Origin of the sequence: Agitococcus lubricus, assembly GCF_003051055.1 — a bacterium.
Lineage (GTDB): Bacteria > Pseudomonadota > Gammaproteobacteria > Pseudomonadales > Moraxellaceae > Agitococcus > Agitococcus lubricus.
The window spans coordinates 1-20,208 of record NZ_QAON01000002.1; the positions used below are offsets into that span (position 1 = coordinate 1).

Below are 20,208 nucleotides of genomic sequence, written 5' to 3' on the forward strand. Positions count from 1 at the left end.
TCGGCTTTTTCATTGACTTCGTTGCTTTCATAAACACCTCTACTTGCAGTATAAATACTACCTATCAAAGTGTCCTGTTCTATTAAACCATTACAATTTGTACCATTTGTCGAACAGACTAGATATGGTGTCTTCTAAAACAACAACCTCTGATTTCATCTTTGCAGCTTTAGGATCATTACCAGCCTCAAGAATAGCACGCAGTCTTTGAGACTCTGCCCTAGCATCTTTTAAAGACATCAGTGGGTATGAACCAATATCAATGCGCTGTTGCTTTCCATGAATACGATAACGCAATTGATAGGTAATCTTGCCCTTTGGTGACAATCTAACACTCATCGCATCACGATCAGCAACCTCCTCTGTTTTATCACGTAATTTGCCGTTATTAGCTTTAAGCCATACATCTGTAAGAGCCATAATCAACCTGTGTACAAAATATCAATAAAAGACTGTGCCATAAAATTTTTGTACACATATTTGTACTCATTTTTAGTGATACAGCTTATTTTAGGATGATACAGCTTGATACGGTAAAAGTCTTTTTAGATATTGAAGAATATAGGTTTATTTTAATTTTTGATACGGCTTGATACAGGACTTTACAGAGTCAATAGTTCGGGTGGGAAATAATGGCGAAAGTTCTTCTAACCTTAACTTCATTAAGGAGTTGTTCGTGGCTCATGGATAAATGCTGCTCGTTAGCTAAAAGAAAAGAGAGGTAGTAGGTAGGCTAAATTATAACATTGCCCTATAAATAGACGCAAAAAGCAAGCGATAGCCGCTAGTTGAGACGAGATTTGATATGTAATAAGCGTTCAAACTCGATGGGTGGAACAGGCGGCGAAAATAAATACCCTTGCCCATAATCACAACCCGAGGCAATCAACATCCGTTTTTGCTCCAGTGTTTCTACCCCTTCAGCGACTACTTTTAGGCCGAGTTTATGCGCCATGACAATCATCGCTTCAACAATCGCGCGACTGCCTGCATTATCAACCATTTCTCGCACAAAAGACTGGTCTATTTTTAAGTAGTCAACTTGTAGTTTTTGTAAGTAGGCCATTGACGAATAGCCTGTGCCAAAGTCATCAATCGATACCTGAATCCCTGCTTGGCGATAGGCGTCTAATTGCTGCTTAATACGAGGTGAGACATTTAATAACAAGCCTTCGGTAATCTCAATCACAATACAACGGCCAGACATACCTTTTTGTTGTAAATAGTCTAACCAAGGACTGTCTTTATCATCGGCAATAAATTGTGCTGGCGAACGATTGACACTGATTTGAAAGGGATAGCCTAATTGTCGGCTCCAGTATTGAGCGCGGATAGCCGACTCATAAAACATCCAATCGCCTAACTTTTTAATCATGCCTGACTCTTCGGCAATCGGAATAAATAAGGCGGGTGAAATCATGCCTTTTTCGGGATGTCGCCAACGAATCAAGGCTTCGGCTTTAATAATGCGTCCTGTGTTTAGTTCAACAATGGGTTGAAAATAGGCCTGTATTTGTTGCTGTTCTAACGCATTATATAAATCATGACGTAATTTTAGACGCTCTTGCGCTTGTAACTGCATGCTGCGGGTAAAATAACAAAAACGATTGCGGCCATCGTCTTTAGCAACATACATCGCTTGTTCGGCATTTTTGAGTAAACTTTTACTGTCAATCGCGTCAAAGGGATAAATAGTAATGCCGATGCTGGCTGACAAATAAAAGACTTGATGCCCCAAATAGAAAGGTTCAGTGATTCGCGACAATACTTTTTGGGCAATGTCTTCTACATGCGCTTGCTGTGCTAAATTCGTCAGCAGAATCGTAAACTCATCACCGCCTAAACGGGCAACCGTATCCGACTCACGCACGCAATCTTGCAAACGACGAGCTGCTTCTTGCAATAAACGGTCACCCATATCATGACCGAGCATGTCATTGATTTCTTTGAAGTTATCTAAATCAATAAACAAAATAGCAAAAAACTGGTCTATTCGTTGTGATTTTTTAATTTCTTGGTCTAAACGGTCTTTGAATAATCGACGATTTGGCAGTTCGGTTAATACATCAAAATTTGCTTGTTTCCAAATCAACTCTTCCGATAATTTTTTCTCGGTAATATCCGAAAACAAAATAATATATCGATCTTGTTGTTGCTGATGTTCGATACGATTGATATTGGCTGAGGCAATAAACTGACTGCCATTTTTACGACGAGTCCAAATTTCCCCTAACCATTGCCCTTGTTCAGCTAAGGCCGTTCGTACATGACTATAATTTAATTCGGTTTGGCCAACAAATAAAGATTGCGCATACTGCCCCATAATCTCTTGTTCGGCAAAACCTGTAATTTCGCTAAAAGCGGGATTAATGGCCATAATATAATGGTTGGCATCACATACCATAATCGCTTCGTGACCGTAACGATACACAATCGCGGCTAATTGCAAGGCTTCTTCACTGATAGAGGCAGGAATATGTTCCTTAATTAAATCAACGCCTTGACTGATTGCTAGCGAATTATTCATGTCGGATACTAATACATGGCTATGTTGTTGACATAGCTGCTGATAAAGGTGGGGATACTGTTGGGCGATGTGTGCAGGATACGCACATAACAAGCGTATATTATCTTGTTCAACCACAACTTGCCACAAACGCTCTAATTCTAGCGCTGCATCAAGGCGTCCTACTGAGATAAGCTCAGCGACCATATCGCCAAACATACTCATCGGACATAACGTCACGGCATGTATCAATTGTATTTGTTGGTGTATAAACTGCCGAAATTGTTGTTCGTTTGGCCATTCATTGACCATCACATGAGCTAAAGCCTGTTTGGTATCAATCACATGATAGCCAGCCGCTAAGTCTGACCAGTTATGCGGTTCTAATAACTGTAGTTGTTCTAATAGTGGCGGCTGTAGACGCGCATTAATGATGACTAAACACCCTGCGCCCTCACGTAAATTCGCTAAAATAAACGTCGCTGCTTCACGCACTAAAAAGGTATCGTGCTCGTAGAATTGTACAGCGTGCTTACACATAGTCTGCAGCTTCGTTCGTGATGGTCTACTGATAGATTAACGTGAAACAACATTATTACAACAGTTATCCACTATTATTTTTTGGAAAAGCTCAGATTTTTTGTAGACTGCAATAGCACAGGATGGTGCAAACCTTGCTTTGTCAAAAAAGCATATAGGCCATAATCACAGCATGCTCTTTGCCATTTGGACTGGGGTAGTAGTTTTTACGCAGACCAATTTCATTAAAACCTGCCATTTGGTAAATCGCTAATGCCCGTTGATTGCTTTGTCTGACTTCTAAAAATAAGGTACTGGCGTTTTTGTCTTGTGCTTGTGCAAAGACTTTAGCTAATAACACTTTAGCAAACCCGCGTTTTTGATATTGCGGGTCGATGGCAATATTAAGCAAATGGGCTTCATCCACAATAAACTGTACGACTGAAAAACCAATAATCTGATGTTGATACTCTGCTACTGTACACAGATGTCGTCCCAAACCTTCCTGAAATAACGGGATTGACCACGGTGCATACTGCACTTGTTTTTCAATAGCATACACTGCGTTCAGGTCAGCTTCGGTCATGGGGCGTAATACTAAGAAATCAGACTTAACCATAATGCTTTTTTATCTAAAGGTTGTTGCAATAAGGCACTTAAACTGGCGTGCATCAGAATGGACTTAGGCGTACTGGCACGTAATACCTCTAGGAGTTGTTGTTCATGGTCTGCCAACACAATATAGCCTTTATCACTGATAGCCTGATTCTTAAAAAACGCGGTGAGTGCTTCTATAGCTGCCTGTTTATGGCGTGGCAGTGCGTAATTATTGACCATTGGCCACGTAAACAACAATGGACTTGCGGACTCTGTTTGCATGACTAACTGAATATTGGCTAATAATTGCATCTCGCTGGGACTGAGTAATTGCGGTCTAGGGACAATTAACTGCCAAACGCCACACGGATAAACCCCAAAACGAAAATGTATCGGTTGCTCTACCGCTGTTGCGAGCACAGGATTGTTTGGCGTCACAGGCGGTTTGTTTGGCTCAGGGACAGCCGCTTTCAAAAAGCTGTCGACTAATTGCGCTTGCTGATATTCGGGGTCATCGACATAGGCCTCTAGCGGTGGCTCAAAATCCGCATGCGGCGGCATGACAACAACCGCCTTCGGCTTGTCTACTACAGGCGTAGAAACGTCAACAGGAGCAAATGCCTGTGATACAGGTGCCGTATCAGATGCTGGTTCTGTAGACGTCAACTCCGATTCGTAAGCAACAAAATCTTGTGTTTGACTACGATGACTCAATAGGCTTTCAGGTCTGACTGTCCACAATGGGAGACCTAATGCCGCCAAATAGGCTTGGCGGCGGCCTTCAACGGCAATATTGCTCATAAATTAAATATTATCTTCTTCTTGAGGATGAGCGCGAGCCACGTTAGCAACCATCAAGTTAAGCGCATCTAAATAGGCTTTTGCACTGGCAATGACAATGTCGGTGTCCGCACCATGTCCATTAATAATCCGCCCTGCTTGATTCAACCGCACCGTCACTTCACCTTGAGAATCTGTGCCACTGGTAATCGCATTCACCGAATACAACTCTAAGGTTGTGCCTGAATTGGCAACTGCTTCAATGGCTCTAAAGGTCGCATCCACAGGGCCTGAACCAATCGCTGTCACCTGCTTTTCTTGACCATTAACCACCAGCGTTAATTTTGCCTCAGGTTTAGTACCTGTTTTTGAGGTGACTTCTAAACTATTGAGTTTGTAAGTTTCAGCCACTTCATTTTGGCTATCACTGACTAACGCATGTAAATCTTCATCAAAGATGTCATGTTTTTTGTCAGCCAATTCCTTAAAGCGCATAAATAACGTATTAAAGGCATTATCTGTACCCGCATCAATGCCTAGTTGTTCTAAACGGGCTTTGAAAGCGGCACGACCAGAATGTTTACCTAAAACCATACGGTTGGCATTCCAGCCCACATCCTCAGCACGCATGATTTCGTAAGTTTCACGGTGTTTTAACACCCCATCTTGATGAATACCTGATTCATGGGCAAACGCATTAGCCCCCACAATCGCTTTATTAGGCTGCACAGGAAAACCTGTAATACCAGACACTAAACGTGAGGTGGGTACAATTTCAGGGGTATAAATACCTGTTTCGACGGGAAATAAATCACTACGGGTACGAATGGCCATCACCACTTCTTCTAAAGCAGCATTGCCTGCACGCTCACCCAAACCGTTAATGGTACATTCCACTTGACGCGCACCGTTTAACACCGCAGCCAAAGAATTTGATACCGCTAAACCCAAATCATTATGGCAATGTACCGAAAAAATCGCTTTGTCAGCATTAGGGACACGATTAATAATGTTATGAATCAGCTCACCAAACTGCTGGGGAATGGCATAACCGACAGTATCAGGAATATTAATGGTACGCGCACCTGCATCAATGGCTGCTTCAATAATGCGACATAAAAAATCTAACTCAGAACGACCCGCATCTTCACAAGAAAACTCGACATCTTCGACCCAATTACGTGCATGTTTAATCGCACGTACTGCGTTTTCAACCACTGCATCTGGCTCTAAACGCAATTTGTATTTCATGTGAATCGGGCTAGTCGCAATAAAAGTATGAATCCGCGCGGCATTGGCATTTTTTAAGGCTTCGGCAGCGCGGTCAATATCTTCTGCACGAGCACGCGCCAACGAACAAATCCGCGACTCTTTGACCGCTTCAGCAACGGCTTTAACCGCCAAAAAATCACCATGACTGGCAATGGCAAAACCTGCTTCAATAACATCAACTTTCATGCGTTCTAAGGCTTTACCAATCCGCACTTTTTCTTCTAAAGTCATGGATGCACCCGGACTTTGCTCGCCATCACGCATGGTGGTATCAAATATGACTAATTTATCTTTATTCATTATCAATCTCTCTATAAGCCCACAGTCAGAGGCTATGGCAGTCATCGGATGAGGTTTGGCATAGGGACAGATTGTGTGCTATGCCATTACACTCACATTACCCATTCATAGCGGATAAGTATAGTGTCGTAAGGACGAGTTATATGTCTAAAATAGGTACAGCTCTAACATGACTAGAGTTTGTTTTCTGATGGTGGATACACAACATCAACAGGTGTTATAAGAATATCAGTAAATAGTCGTGTTTATAAGACCATTAGGGGCTATTGGTGTTTTGCGTGTGCGTCGCGTAGCTGATAAAAATCGCCTCAGACAAGGCAAAAAACGTAGCGCATAGTTGTGCTATTAGCAAGTTTTATTACATAGAATGCGTTTGTTGATAAGGCAACACAAAGGAAAAGAACTAGTTTTTTGATCAAAAACCGCCGTTTTCTATGAAAAAAAGCACTAAAGCTATCAAGGGGAACAGCGCACCCATTACAGCAACTAATAGCCAGCCTCCATGCAGGTAAAGTGAACTTGCAATGGCAGAGCCTAATGCACCCCCCACAAAAAATAGCGACATATATAGGCCATTGAGACGACTACGCTGACTGCCATCTAAGGCATATAAGATGCGTTGACCAAAAACAAGATTGGCTTGCACCCCCATATCAATTAAAACGGCGGCTATGACTAATGCAGCGATAGAACCTTTAGCACCCATGATGGTCAGTAAGAAACCTACTAAAACCATCAATAAAGAGACGACTGTGCCAAGACGACCCCAACCACGATCTGCAAGCATGCCCGCGATAGGTGCGATGAATGCCCCTGTTGCCCCAATCAGCGCAAATAAAGCGATACCGCGTTGCGATATGTTAAACATAGGGCTAGCCAACAGTATGGGAACTGCCGTCCAGAATAGCGTAAAAGCCGCGAAGAGTGCCGCCTGATAGGCGGCTCGCCAGCGCAAGAGAGGGGTATGACGTAGAATATCGACTAAAGATAGGAGAAGCTGCGGATAATTATACATTGATTTGGGTTGGCGTGAGGGCAACATAAAAAATAGTGCCAATACCAATAAGGCCATGATGCTAGCTGAGCCACTATACAGTACACGCCAGCCAAAGGTATCGGTAATTAGGCTAGCGATGGGTCTAGCCAGCATAATACCCGTAAATAACCCACTCATCACTAAACCCACAATATGGCCTTGTTGCTTTGCTGGAGCGAAATGTGCTGCGATAGGTACAAGCATCTGTACCGCAACAGCACTGAGTCCGACGACAGTCATGGCTATCATGAACGAGCTATAAGTCACAGCACTAGACGCTACTAACAAAGCGGCAATCAGTATGCTTAAAGAGCTAATCACTAGCTGTCGGTTCTCAATTAAATCACCCAGTGGCACTAACAACAGCAGGCCTACACAATATCCCAGTTGAGTTAAGGTAACGATTAAACTCGCCAGTGAAGAAGCTAAGCCTAAATCGGGAGCAATCACATTGACTAAGGGCTGTGCATAATACAGATTAGCCACGGTAAGACCACAAGCAACAGCCATAAGAGCGATGAGTTTACCTGACATATTCTCTTGCTTATCATCAGGTTGCTCATTGTTCATGGCAATATCTCTGTTGTTGGCCTATTGCCTAGATAATGATGGTACAAGGGGGGAATAATGCCTTCTGAAGCACCTGTTTCTTCAATATTATGACGAATCCAATGTTCGGCAGTCGTTTTAGAATAAATGAATGGCAACACAAACCAGTTGAGTAGCCAGCCAATCACAGGTAAGTCGAAACCAACTTCCGTCTCTGCATAAAACCGACTACCCTCCGCTTCAGATGAGTAGAGATGTACAATCCGACAAACCTTAATGCCCATAATATAGACAGTAAAGGTAAACTCTTCATCATCCAAACGGTCAGTCACTACTTCTACGCTGATACGCTCGTGATGGTCGTTGAATTGTTCTTGAATGCGCGTTTTTTTACCCACAGCAAAGCCATGATGACTACCATTTAATGGTGTGACTGCAACATGGTCTCGATGATGCCACAGGTGATAAAACGCAATTTCTGCGCCATTAAAACCTTGACCATCCCACGTTGTTTTTTGGCCTAGATTTTCAAACCACCAACGAATCATGGCTGGTGTACAGCCTCGAACTGTGTCGTGCTCAATCTGTACATATAACTTGCCTTGCCAATCACGTTTGACATTCACCCATTTTGCTGAATTTTCTGCTTTGAAACCTGCCACGCCTGCTCTACATAATACCTGTCTCGCTTGCTCTCTTTGGCTGCGCAAGATGGCCTGTTGTGTTGGCGAAACAGGAAATAGTCCTGCCATCATAGCGGCTGATGTCATAGAGTCTTTTAATAACGTGAATATTTTCATATTTATTTCCTAGCTGTTGGGGAGATAGTGAAAAAATCAGGCAAAAGCGGCTTCAATCCAATGACTAAACTCGCTTGCTAAATGCCATTGGTGGCCAGAAATAACCTGTGGCAATATCAGTAATGGAAATTCCACTAATAGCCGCGCACGAAAACCATTACCCTCATTACGAAATTGATGACGTACCCCACCAATGGGCATGCCTCCCTTAGTTTTTGCCACACCTGCAATTTGTAGTGGATAGCTTGGCTCAACGGCTGAGCGCAGGCTGGATAAATCCTGATAATCAATAAAAAAACGTGCAGCCAGTGGCGAACCGCCATTGGTTTCAATCACCTCTTGTGAGCCGTCTGGAGCAGTACGAATGATGTAATGGTCAGGCGTGGCAGCAATCATCGATTGCTCATCATTAATCTGAGCGCGTTGATTAAACCAATCAACAAACTGCTCGGCTGTGCCAGATGACACGACTAGCTCTGTCACACTAAAACGCCTAGCTCCCCTCGAAAGATATGCCGTTAAGGCGGCAGTTGGACTAGATAAGGCTAAATCTAGGCGTAATCTGTTTAACAGGCCATCTGTACCCAACATTTGTTTACGAGCCATAAGCTGACTTTGCAGCGTTGCCAAATCCTCACCTATGGGCTGAACACCTAACTTTTTTAAAACAACTTTTGCTCTATGCTTTTCCCAGTCCAAAATGTGGGTGCGAGGTATTTCGTGTCCATTTATAATCGTGGTGATGTTGAGTTTCATGATGACTCTCCAGACTTGCTATTCGTATAAATGGCAACTATAGTTGCTTTATATCGCAACTATAGTTGCTTTATGGGTTTGTGTAAATATCTTTTAGGGGATTGCCGATGAATGGCAAGATAATGGCAACAGACAATACCTTGCCTCAACGAATAACCTCTCAGGGAAGAGGTGAAAAATTGATTGCTGCGGTACATGCCGCAACATTAACGCTGCTAGAAGAACGTGGTTATGATGCTATGGAGATACCAGAAATCGCGGAGCGTGCGGGTGTGAACAAAACATCGATTTATCGGCGCTGGCCAACAAAGTCAGAGTTAGTTCTTGATGTTGCCTTAGCGAGGATGCGTATTGATGTGCCCGTATTCGATACAGGGAATTTTCAACACGATTTAACCGCATTACTTAAGGCGATTGTGACCATACTGAAAGCACCATTTGCTAGCGAGTTATTACGGGTACTGATGAGCCGAGGCATCAATGACCCAACCATTAGAGCACTTAACACTAAATTTTGGGAAGAGCGTTTTAGCACAAGTGCTCAGATTGTCGAGAAAGCGATTCAGCGTAAGGAATTAGCTATAGGGACTGATGCACGACTTTTACTAGAGTTCGCTGCCTCACCACTTTACTTTCGATGGTTAGTACTGGCTAAGCCTGTGACGGATGAAGATATTGAACAGATTGTACGTCTTGTGATGCGTACCTTTAGCTAAGGGTGTTATCTGCCTACATCTAAGGATTGACTGATTAAAAACTTTAAAATAATAAGGTCTGTTGACGTTTGCTCACATAGCTATAGGCAAGCTCATGCGACAATCACTTATCAAAACGACTGGCCACAGGTGTCGAATGCATGAGCCTTGTAAATATATTTTTTAGCAGATAAACCGCGTCTAGTTTGAAAACCATAGTAAATTCTCCCACCCATGATGAGCCTATCGAACGATTGGCAGAAAGTCCTTCGACAGGCTCAGGGTGAACGAAGAATACAATAACTATGGGTTTTCTGTATGGACAGGGTTTATCTTAAGAGCTGTTAACGTTTTACCTGTGAGCCGTAATCAAAAGCTCAACAGTCCCTAATCATCGCGCAACTTGGCTTTCATCAATATCACTAGTCGTCATTTCAAAAGTCACAAAAACTGATTGCTTCAAACCGTGTTATAACGTGCTTTGTGTACTATGATGTTCATCAGGACAGATTATCTAAAATAGGTCAACAGCCCTCATATATTCTCACCAATACAGAGGGCATATATTTATTTTTGTAAGGTTTGCGCGGTAGGTAAATTGGAGGCAGCATCGCTTAGTTGTTTATTGGAGACCCGACTGCGTTGTAAAACTTGGTCACGCATCCACTCGCCTACACATAAACGTAAATCATCCATTTCACCAATGGTCATATTTTCACGCTTATCTTCATCCGCAAATTTATCTGCTAAATCCCCACAGGTATCGGCCGTTGCAGGCACAGAGGCGGTAGCTGAGGTAGCAACTAAGAGCAATAAGGATAGTGAACGCATAACAACCCCATTTTTTATTTATTGTTTAGGCCAATTTATTGGCTTTTGGTGATGCAATTTTAATCTAATTGTAAACTGATTTTCTACAAGTGGTGTATTTTTCCGACAAAACACAATTAACTGGCATCCTATGACAATGTTTAATTGCATTTATTGGCTAAGGACATAAAAAAAGCCCACTTACAGCAGCAAGTGGGCTTTAGTGTAGCATGTTGCTAGGCGATGGGCAAAAGGCCTTACATCATACCGCCCATGCCACCCATGCCGCCGTCTGGCATGCCAGCAGGTGCTGGTTTGTCATCTGGTGCATCGGTAATCATACATTCGGTGGTCAACATTAACGCTGCAACTGATGCCGCGTTTTCTAAAGCAGAACGCGATACTTTAGCTGGGTCTAAGATACCCATGGCAATCATGTCACCAAATTCGCCAGAAGCGGCGTTGTAGCCGTAGTTACCTGTGCCTTCTTTGACTTTGTTAACAATCACAGAAGCCTCTTCGCCAGCGTTCGACACGATTTGACGTAATGGTGCTTCCATCGCACGGCGTAAAATGTTGATGCCTGCGTTTTGGTCAGCATTGTCACCTGTTAAGTTTTTAATGGCTTGTACTGCGCGCACTAAAGCGACACCGCCACCAGCAACTACACCTTCTTCTACCGCCGCACGTGTTGCGTGTAAGGCATCGTCAACACGGTCTTTTTTCTCTTTCATTTCGATTTCAGTGGCAGCACCGACTTTGATTACGGCTACACCACCAGCGAGTTTAGCCACACGCTCTTGTAACTTCTCTTTATCATAGTCAGAAGTGGCTTCTTCGATTTGAATACGAATGGTTTGTACACGGGCAGCGATTTCTTCTGCACGGCCTTCGCCATCAATAATTGTGGTGTTTTCTTTAGAAACGATAACTTTTTTAGCACGACCACAATCTTGTAAGGTGGCTTTTTCTAAACTTAAACCGACTTCTTCGGCAATCACTTGACCACCAGTTAAGATAGCGATGTCTTGTAACATGGCTTTACGACGGTCGCCAAAACCTGGAGCTTTAACGGCACACACTTTGACAATACCACGCATGGTATTAACCACTAAAGTGGCTAAGGCTTCGCCTTCTACGTCTTCAGCAATTAATAATAAGGGCTTGCTAGACTTGGCAACACCTTCTAACACAGGAATTAATTCACGAATATTGGAGATTTTTTTATCAACCAATAAAATAAATGGCGAGTCTAACTCAGCAGTCATGGAATCTTGTTTGTTGATGAAGTATGGGCTGATGTAACCGCGGTCAAACTGCATACCTTCAACCACTTCTAAGGTATCTTCAAAACCAGAACCTTCTTCAACCGTGATGACGCCCTCTTTACCCACTTTATCCATCGCTTGAGCAATCAAATCACCAATGGTGGTGTCAGAGTTAGCAGAGATAGAACCTACTTGAGCAACCGCTTTGCTATCTGTACATGGGGTAGAAATCGCTTTGATTTCAGCAACAGCCGCACGTACGGCTTTATCGATACCGCGCTTCAAATCCATGGGATTCATACCAGCAGCAACGGCTTTTAAGCCTTCATTCAAAATAGCTTGCGCTAATACGGTTGCCGTTGTTGTACCGTCACCTGCCACATCAGCAGTTTTAGAAGCCACTTCTTTAACTAACTGTGCGCCCATGTTTTCGAATTTGTCTTTTAATTCGATTTCTTTGGCTACTGACACACCGTCTTTAGTGATGTGTGGTGCACCAAAGGATTTATCGATAACCACGTTACGGCCTTTAGGCCCTAAGGTTACTTTGACAGCGTCAGCTAATACATTTACGCCATTAATCATTTTTTGACGAGCGGAGTCACCGAATTTTACGTCTTTAGCAGCCATTTTTGACTAACCTCAAAATTTCTAAATATCTTTAATTGTTAGGGCTTAGGCACTTCTCAAAGAAAGGTTTATTATCTAAACCCTAATCATGTGGCAAATTAGGCTTCTAATACGCCTAAAATTTCTGATTCTTTCATAATCAATAATTCTTCGCCGTCAACTTTGACAGTGCTACCCGAATATTGACCAAATAAGACTTTATCGCCCACTTTGACATCTAAAGGACGAACTTCACCAGACTCAGTGATTTGACCGTTACCTACCGCAATAACTTCACCTTGAGAAGGTTTTTCAGCAGCAGAACCCGGCAATACGATACCGCCAGCGGTTTTGGTTTCTTGCTCTTCGCGGCGAATCACCACACGGTCATGTAAAGGACGAATTTTCATTGTTCGCGCTCCTGAATGCGTTCTAAATACCAATTTATTTGACTAAGAACCGTTGCATGTTGATATTGGGCAACCGTTTAGTCTTTGCAGATATCCCCTCATAAAGGGGATATGTTAAGTAAAAATCCCCTATTGCTAGGGCATTTCATCAACATAAACACAAGTGTTTGCCTTTATGTTGTGACTGATGGGTTAATGGGGATAGCTTTTGATGCTTCAAGGGGAAAAGTAATTTTTTTTTGCTTTTCGATAGGGGGGAGTCCCCCTTACGCTTAATCTTTTTTTTCTAGGCGTGGCTTGGCTTCGTCTGGGTGTACTTCGCGGGCCTCACCATCAAATACCTGTGATTGGTCAAATGGTGAACGGCCAAAAGGTGACTGTCCAAACGGAGATTGACCAAAGGGTGATTGTTGGCCAAAGCCTCCCATACCGCCCATCATAAACCCTGCACCACGCGCTTGAATAGCGCTCTGCATTTGGCCTTCGAGTCGCTTTTGTACGGGAGGTAATAACAATAAGACGGCTAAGGCATCGGTGACTATACCAGGAATAATAAATAAAATACCTGCAAAGGCTTGGCAAATAGCCGATAAAAAGCCTTGATTGATGTCAGGCGCTTTACCTTGCTGGTTTTGTTGAATTTGTGGGCTTAATTCTTTTGCTGCACCGCGCATAATTTGTCGGCCAACAAAAAAAGCGATGACTAACCATAATAGCAGCATCCATCCACCCACTAATTTTGCATACCAAACGGTGGCCACAATCTCAGCAATAGGCAATATCAACACCAATAATAATTTCATGTGTATTTACTCCCAATTTCTACACAAGGGATTCCGTATTTAATGAGCGGGCTTGCTTTAACAATGCTATTAATACCGCCCTGACCTGCGCGGGCGTGGATACTACCTCAGGAAAGGGCACAAATACTATGCGTTTATTCATGCGTAGATGAAATCCCATAGGGTTTAGACTAACCATTGTCAAGTCTGCATGCGCGGGTACCGTCACCTGCACTAAACGGCAATAATCAAGAAAAGTATCCGCGTGGTCTTCATTCATGTGCTGAATCATATCCTGCTCCACCTCAGCACTAAAGGGGGAGGATATGGGGTGTGGTTGCAGCCAATGTATTTGACCAAAACCACCAATATAACGGTATTTCACAGGTTTAATGCGCCAAAAACTAAAATCATGGACTCGATGAAAGTCTTGAGATTGCGGAAAGTAGCGATAATAACGCGCTGCTATTACGTCCACTTCGTCGCGGTTTACAGGTTCGGCATCACCAATCACCGTCAAACGGGCAGCCGATTGAATGTCGTCGCCTTCTGCCATCATGATTAAGGAACATTTAGCATCAGCTTTCAAATTTTTGGTGTGTTGGGCAAGCTCAGAAATTAAAATCACTACCTGCCCTTGATTATCCAAACAAAATGGGACAACCGAACCAAAAGGATAACCGATCATTTGTTGAGATTGAGTACTCAGTACCCCTTCATAACTCGCAAATAATATGTGTTGCCATTCTAATGAGGCCATAGTCACATCTCCAAAGTTAGATGCAGAGTAGCACAAGGCGTCGTTATTCTCTGTTATGCTTTTGCTGTTCAATTTATTTTACTGAGTCTATTTTTATGACTACCGAAAATCGCTCTTACAGCCTTAGAGAGGCATTTGCTCAGCCTGCGGCACTCATGATGTTCTTTTTTGGTTTTACGTCGGGCTTACCGTTTTTATTAGTGGGTGGCACACTGTCGGCATGGTTAAAAGAGAGTGATGTTTCTTTAGAAATGATAGGCTTAATTAGTTATGCCACGCTCACCTATTCCCTAAAGTTTTTATGGTCTCCCCTCGTTGACCAAATCAAGATTCCTTTTCTTCATACCCTCGGACAGCGCCGCAGTTGGCTATTGTGTGCACAATTACTCTTGTGTCTAAGCCTATTGGCGATGTCATGGATTAGCCCTCATGCTCTATTTTGGTTTGTCACCGTCACTTTTTTAGCTGCATTTGCAGGGGCAACTCAAGACATTGTCGTCGATGCCTATCGTATTGAAATTGCGCCCGCAGAAACACAAGGGGCATTAGCCGCTACCTATACGCTTGGCTACCGTTTTGCCCTGCTCGCATCAGGCGCATTGGCCTTAATTTTGGCTGACCATATTGCTTGGTCAGTGATTTATCAACTGATGGCAGGTTTAGTTATTTTATTGATGTTGGCAACTTATTGCGCACGCGAACCAGAACGTGAGGTACAGGTTGCACGTTCGTTTGGGGTCATGATGAAAGACGGGGTGATTGGCCCTTTTAAGGATTTTTTTATTCGTTATCGCGGCAGTTTAGGTATTGGTCTACTGCTATTTATGGGCTTATTTAAGATTTCCGACCAAATGCTGGGGGTCATGGCACTCCCCTTTTATTTAGACAGTGGCTTTACGAAAACAGAAATTGGGACGGTGTCTAAGCTATTTGGCGTGTGGGTGGGGATTGCAGGGGCATTTGTTGGCGGAGCCTGTGTGGTACGTTGGGGGATAGAACGTACCTTATTTTTAGGCATGATTGTTGGGGGGCTGAGCAATCTATTATTTATTTTATTGAGTCTCTTTCCTGCCAATCTACAGGTCTTTGTTGGCGTCATTGGCGGCGAAAACTTTGCAGGGGGGTTTTTGGGCACAGCCGCTGTGGCATGGTTATCTTCTTTGGTAAACAAACACTATACGGCCACTCAATATGCACTCTTCAGCTCCTTAGTCAGCCTACCAGGGAAACTGATTGGCGGCTTATCTGGCTTTATGGTCAGTAGTATGGGGTATATTGGCTTTTTTATTTTTTCGACACTGTCGATTGTCCCTGCCTTATTTTTGTTTTTATGGTTACGCACAAAAGTGCAAAAAACTACTTCATCGTAACAATCTCACAACAGCAAGCTACTGTGTAACTAAGATTTTTGCGCTATGGTTATAAGGTATGTCACTGTATCCATAATAAGAAATAGGAACAATAATATGAAGTTCAGACTCTCCTTACTCGCTTGTACTATTGCCACATTGTCTCAAAACACATGGGCAGCAGGGTTTGCCTTAAATGAACAAAGCATTAAAAGTATGGGTATGGCGCAAGCTGGGCGCGCCTCAACAGCAAGTGATGCCACCACGCTCTATGCCAACCCTGCGGGTTTAACTCAGTTAGCAGGCACACAATTAGCAGGGAATGTCACCTATATTTATGCGCCCGCCGATATTAAAAATGCCCAAGGCTCACATAACGGCACCAACGATGGCGATATGATTCCACCACAGCCTGTAGGTTCTGGTTTTATGAGTCATCAACTGAACGAGCAACTGACGGTGGGCATTGGTAACTACGCTCCTTTTGGTTTAGCTACCAACTACGAAGACGCGTTTCAAGGCCGCTGGTTTGGCGATAAAAGTAAAGTCCGCGTGATTGCCATTCAACCCACCGCGGCTTATAAGCTCAACAAGGATATTTCTGTGGGTTTAGGCCTGACTGTCAGCCGTATTGATGGCTTTTTATCAGGGGCAATTGCCCCACTCCCTACCAGCAATCCTACCCTTGAAGTAGAGGGCAATGATACCGCGTTTAGTTACAATATTGGCGTCTTATGGCAAGTACAACCTCATACCAAAGTAGGCTTTGACTATCGCAGTAAAACGAAATACAACCTGACAGGGACAACCGAAGTACGCGACTTACCAACCAAAGGTAAAGTTGACTACTATAATGCCAGTCTTGATATTGCTACACCCGCCAACATTGACCTTTCAGTGAGCCATCAACTACGTCCCGACCTGAGTGTACATCTAGATTTAAGCTACACTCAATGGGATACGTTGAAAGAGTTGGTCATTAAAAATGAAGGTGCAACAGGCTCTTTAGCAGAAATTAAAGAGGAGTTAGATTGGAAAAACTCCTTATTTTATAGCGTGGGTGCAGAATGGCAATGGCAAAAAAACATTAGCCTACGCGGAGGCATAGGCATTGATAAAACGCCCGTCAGCGATGGTCATCGCAGTGTACGTGTGCCAAGCGAGGACAGAACTGTTATCAGCCTTGGGGGTAGCTATTTGTTAAATGAAAAAATGTCTATTGATGTGGGCTATATGTTCTTGAAGGAAAAAACAGCCGTTGTAGATGTCAGTAAAATCTCGCCTGTAGGTCCTCTCAGTTACAGTGCGGAATACAGTGGTAAAGCCCATTTAGTTGGCGTACAACTCAATCTCAAACTGTGATAATCGGTCAACTCTGATAAAAAAGGCGCCATGTGCGCCTTTTTTGTTGCGTATCTGTTTAATTATTCATACCATCCGCGCAGCTTCGTAGTGCCCGTTTGATAACGGTTTGTGTCATTGCTGACCCAAATGGGAAACTGGTGTAAATCCAGTACTGCCCCCGCAACGGTAACTGTGTTTGTGAATTTCTTAACCACTGTCTGACGATGGGAAGGTGAAATTGACGATGTTTGGCACACTGCATCTGCATGCAGGGCTATCAATACATCAGCACAGAAGTCCGGAGACCGACTACCAAGCGTATATGACGCATCTTGACTAGGTGAAATGTGTCGTCTTCTTTTTGACTTTTTACGCTGTTTGCGGGGAACCAAACAGTCGGAGTTAGCTATGTTTACTCGTTCTTTATTGGCGGCTAGTATTGCTGCCTGCTCTTCTTTTGTCTTTGCGACTGAAAACACCTTAGCCCCCACGGTTGTGACGGCTTCTCGTTTAAGCAATACCCCTATCGGGAATACGGTCTATGTCATCGACCAAGACGATATTAAGCAATCGCCCGCGCAAAATATCACTGAATTACTCGCGACATTACCCAGTATCAGTATCAGTAAGCTCAGTAATAACCTCAATGAAGGCTCTATAGATTTTAGAGGTTTTGGTGCTGCTTCTAATATGAATGTATTGGTGTTGGTCAATGGTCGTCGCTTAAACGATGTCGACCTCACAGCAGCCAACTTAACAGGTATTGCCCTCGCTAACATTGAACGTATTGAGGTCGTCGCTGGTGGTGGCTCTGTTTTATATGGTGACGGTGCGGTAGGTGGGACGATTAATATTATTACTAAACAAGCCACTGCAAACCAAACTCGTATACAAACCACGGCAGGTAGTTTTAACTACCGTGCTATTGAAGCGCAAACGGATATTAGCAATAGCGAAAAATCGGTCACTTTATATGGCAAACATGCCGAAAGCAAAGGCTACCGTGATAACTCTGCCAGTCGCCAAGACAGTATCAGCCTAGATATTCAGCAGCAATTTAAGCCTGTCACATGGTTTTTAAATAGCCAAGCCAGTCAGTCAGATTCTGGCCTTGCAGGTGTCAGAAAAATCAATCCTGCAACAGGAGTCAATGAGTTAAACGATGCGCCAACAAACACGGCAACGCCTAACGATTATGCAGACGAGAGCAAATATCAAGTATGGACAGGCATTAAAACGCATATCACTAGCAATAGCCAATTGATTTTTGATGCGAGCCATCGTTATAAAACGACGCGCGGCTTTTATCAAGATTATGATTATGGTGGTCTTTATAACCGCTTTGTCGATAGCCGTTTAACAACGGACAGTATTACACCACGCTTGCTTAGCCAGTATACCTTGGGTGGTATTAAACATACGCTGCAAACGGGTGTTGATTGGTCGCAAAGTGCGTATGTCTCTTTGCGTGGCTTAAACCCAAATACTGAGGCTATTCATACGGTGACGATTGACTCTAAAACACAGTCTGCCTACGTTCAACAAAGCAGTCAGTTGAAGGGTACAACTCTCACCCTTGGTGCACGAAAAAGTAAAGTCAAACAATCTGGAGTTGATAACTTTGATAGCAATGCGAAAGGTGCAAGCACTTTTGATAATGCCGCACCGAGTGGCGAGATAAGTTTTGACGAAGAAATGTATGAGTTTGGCTTAAGCCAAGATTTGACGCATGGTTTTAGCATCATGCTAGCCAGCAATCGCAGTGTACGTTTTGGCACTGTTGACGAAGTTTATGAATATGACAGCAATTTCCAACGGGTGTTTTCGCCTTTATTGCCTCAAATTGGCAAAAATACGGAGGCATCTCTAAAGTTTGATTCGCAACGTAGCACTGCGACAGTGACCCTCTATCAACAAAAGTTAACCAACGAAATTCATTTTGACCCCAGTACCTTTACCAATGACAATCTTGACCCGACAAAGCGCAAAGGGATTAATGTCTATACGCGGGTTCAGTTGCTCCCTCAATTGGCCGTACACGCGAGTTATACGCAACAAAAGGCCTATTTCACTGAAGGGATATATGCCAATAATAGCCTTCCCTTAGTAGCTAAACATTTAGCCAGTCTTGGTGTGAATATTGAACCTATCCCCGATTTATTCGTATCATTAACAGATACTTATACAGGTTCACAATATTTAGATAATGACCAAACCAATGACTTTCACACCAAGATTCCGTCATATCATCGGCTTGATGCTAAAACAGCTTATGATTATCGTGGGTGGCAAGTGAGTGGAAGTATTTTGAATATACTGAATGATAAAGACCATTATGAGTATGGTGTGCGTTCTGTCAGTTTGGGTGCTGTTAATTATAATGTGTATCCACTTGCAGGCCGTGAATATCGTGTCAGCTTGAGCTATGCCTTTTAATTGCGAAGACAACTCACTTAGCTGAGTTTTTTATCACTATCCCTCTATACAATCTATAGAGGGACTTTACAGAGCAGGATAATGGGACATCGTTTATCAAAAATTTACACCAAAACAGGTGATGACGGCACAACAGGTTTAGGGGATGGTAGCCGTGTTGCAAAAGATAATTTACGGGTTGAAGCCTATGGCACAGTGGACGAACTAAATAGTTTTATCGGTTTGTTACGTGCCGAACTGTGTGACGACCACGCACTACAAAATACTTTATCTAACATTCAACATGAACTGTTTGATTTGGGCGGGGAATTATGTATTCCTGATTTTATTCTAATCAAAGAAGCGTCTATTAGTCGTTTAGAACAAGCGATTGATACACTCAATGAAAACTTACCGCCATTAAAGGATTTTATTTTACCCGCAGGTGGTAAAGCCGCCAGCACTTGCCACGTTGCCCGTAGTGTCTGCCGTCGTGCCGAACGCCGTGTGTTTAGCCTCAGTCAACAAGAGAAAGTTTCAGCGCTGGCTTTACAATACTTGAATCGTTTATCGGATTACTTGTTTGTGGCTGCACGCATCTTAGCGCGGGAACACGGGGGCACAGAAGTCCTTTGGCAACGCTCAAATTAA

At 43.3% G+C, this 20,208-nt stretch carries 17 protein-coding genes, 1 pseudogene and 1 riboswitch; of the genes and pseudogenes, 5 read left to right on the forward strand and 13 right to left on the reverse strand.

Annotated features, from left to right (window positions below):
- Positions 1-215: 215 nt before the first annotated feature.
- The 8 genes and pseudogenes from C8N29_RS17405 to C8N29_RS02530 all read right to left on the reverse strand — a co-directional run.
- Positions 216-420: pseudogene (locus C8N29_RS17405) on the reverse strand (Arm DNA-binding domain-containing protein); the annotation flags it as partial.
- Positions 421-784: 364 nt separating this feature from the next.
- On the reverse strand, positions 785-3,046 hold the full coding sequence (locus tag C8N29_RS02500) for a putative bifunctional diguanylate cyclase/phosphodiesterase (RefSeq protein WP_107864458.1): 2,262 nt from the start codon (positions 3,044-3,046) through the stop codon (positions 785-787).
- Between the two features lie 142 nt (positions 3,047-3,188).
- Positions 3,189-3,644: a ribosomal protein S18-alanine N-acetyltransferase gene (gene rimI, locus C8N29_RS02505; protein ID WP_107864459.1), complete on the reverse strand. Its 456-nt coding sequence runs from the start codon at positions 3,642-3,644 to the stop codon at positions 3,189-3,191.
- Complete coding sequence (locus C8N29_RS02510) at positions 3,623-4,423, reverse strand: hypothetical protein (RefSeq protein ID WP_107864460.1); 801 nt, start codon at positions 4,421-4,423, stop codon at positions 3,623-3,625. Before C8N29_RS02510 ends, rimI begins: the two co-directional genes overlap by 22 nt.
- A gap of 3 nt (positions 4,424-4,426) precedes the next feature.
- Positions 4,427-5,974 (reverse strand): 2-isopropylmalate synthase, encoded by a 1,548-nt coding sequence (locus tag C8N29_RS02515; RefSeq protein ID WP_107864461.1) that lies wholly within the window; start codon positions 5,972-5,974, stop codon positions 4,427-4,429.
- Positions 5,975-6,389: 415 nt separating this feature from the next.
- On the reverse strand, positions 6,390-7,580 hold the full coding sequence (locus C8N29_RS02520) for an MFS transporter (protein ID WP_107864462.1): 1,191 nt from the start codon (positions 7,578-7,580) through the stop codon (positions 6,390-6,392).
- A complete protein-coding gene (locus C8N29_RS02525; RefSeq protein WP_107864463.1) occupies positions 7,577-8,359 on the reverse strand; it encodes a hypothetical protein in 783 nt (260 codons plus the stop codon). The genes C8N29_RS02520 and C8N29_RS02525 overlap by 4 nt, the downstream gene beginning before the upstream one ends.
- Positions 8,360-8,395: 36 nt before the next feature.
- The gene (locus tag C8N29_RS02530) at positions 8,396-8,965 is read right to left on the reverse strand and encodes a hypothetical protein (protein WP_239986944.1); all 570 of its coding nucleotides are present in this window, start codon (positions 8,963-8,965) and stop codon (positions 8,396-8,398) included.
- A gap of 257 nt (positions 8,966-9,222) precedes the next feature.
- On the opposite strand from C8N29_RS02530, the gene C8N29_RS02535 reads away from it, so the two are divergent.
- Entirely contained in the window at positions 9,223-9,831 is a 609-nt protein-coding gene (locus C8N29_RS02535) for a TetR/AcrR family transcriptional regulator (protein ID WP_107864465.1), read from the forward strand.
- Positions 9,832-10,377: 546 nt separating this feature from the next.
- On the opposite strand, the gene C8N29_RS02540 is transcribed toward C8N29_RS02535, so the two are convergent.
- The 5 genes from C8N29_RS02540 to C8N29_RS02560 form a co-directional block, all read right to left on the reverse strand.
- A complete protein-coding gene (locus C8N29_RS02540; RefSeq protein ID WP_107864466.1) occupies positions 10,378-10,641 on the reverse strand; it encodes a hypothetical protein in 264 nt (87 codons plus the stop codon).
- 236 nt (positions 10,642-10,877) lie between these two features.
- Positions 10,878-12,518 (reverse strand): chaperonin GroEL, encoded by a 1,641-nt coding sequence (gene groL / locus C8N29_RS02545; RefSeq protein ID WP_107864467.1) that lies wholly within the window; start codon positions 12,516-12,518, stop codon positions 10,878-10,880.
- A 98-nt stretch (positions 12,519-12,616) separates the two neighbouring features.
- Positions 12,617-12,907 (reverse strand): co-chaperone GroES, encoded by a 291-nt coding sequence (locus tag C8N29_RS02550; RefSeq protein WP_107864468.1) that lies wholly within the window; start codon positions 12,905-12,907, stop codon positions 12,617-12,619.
- A gap of 272 nt (positions 12,908-13,179) precedes the next feature.
- Positions 13,180-13,710, reverse strand: a complete 531-nt coding sequence (locus tag C8N29_RS02555; protein WP_107864469.1) for an FxsA family protein — start codon at positions 13,708-13,710, stop codon at positions 13,180-13,182.
- Positions 13,711-13,729: 19 nt separating this feature from the next.
- A complete protein-coding gene (locus tag C8N29_RS02560) occupies positions 13,730-14,449 on the reverse strand; it encodes a HugZ family pyridoxamine 5'-phosphate oxidase (protein WP_107864470.1) in 720 nt (239 codons plus the stop codon).
- 95 nt (positions 14,450-14,544) lie between these two features.
- Between C8N29_RS02560 and C8N29_RS02565 the strand changes: the two genes are divergently transcribed.
- The 4 genes from C8N29_RS02565 to C8N29_RS02580 all read left to right on the forward strand — a co-directional run bounded on the left by C8N29_RS02565 (position 14,545) and on the right by C8N29_RS02580 (position 20,208).
- Complete coding sequence (locus C8N29_RS02565) at positions 14,545-15,819, forward strand: AmpG family muropeptide MFS transporter (protein ID WP_204509259.1); 1,275 nt, start codon at positions 14,545-14,547, stop codon at positions 15,817-15,819.
- Positions 15,820-15,915: 96 nt separating this feature from the next.
- Positions 15,916-17,160 carry an OmpP1/FadL family transporter gene (locus tag C8N29_RS02570; RefSeq protein WP_170106856.1) on the forward strand — a complete coding sequence of 415 codons (1,245 nt, stop codon included), beginning with the start codon at positions 15,916-15,918 and terminating at the stop codon, positions 17,158-17,160.
- 85 nt (positions 17,161-17,245) lie between these two features.
- Positions 17,246-17,470, forward strand: a riboswitch (cobalamin riboswitch).
- A gap of 80 nt (positions 17,471-17,550) precedes the next feature.
- Positions 17,551-19,578: a TonB-dependent receptor gene (locus tag C8N29_RS02575; protein ID WP_170106857.1), complete on the forward strand. Its 2,028-nt coding sequence runs from the start codon at positions 17,551-17,553 to the stop codon at positions 19,576-19,578.
- An 81-nt stretch (positions 19,579-19,659) separates the two neighbouring features.
- The gene (locus C8N29_RS02580) at positions 19,660-20,208 is read left to right on the forward strand and encodes a cob(I)yrinic acid a,c-diamide adenosyltransferase (RefSeq protein WP_107864473.1); all 549 of its coding nucleotides are present in this window, start codon (positions 19,660-19,662) and stop codon (positions 20,206-20,208) included.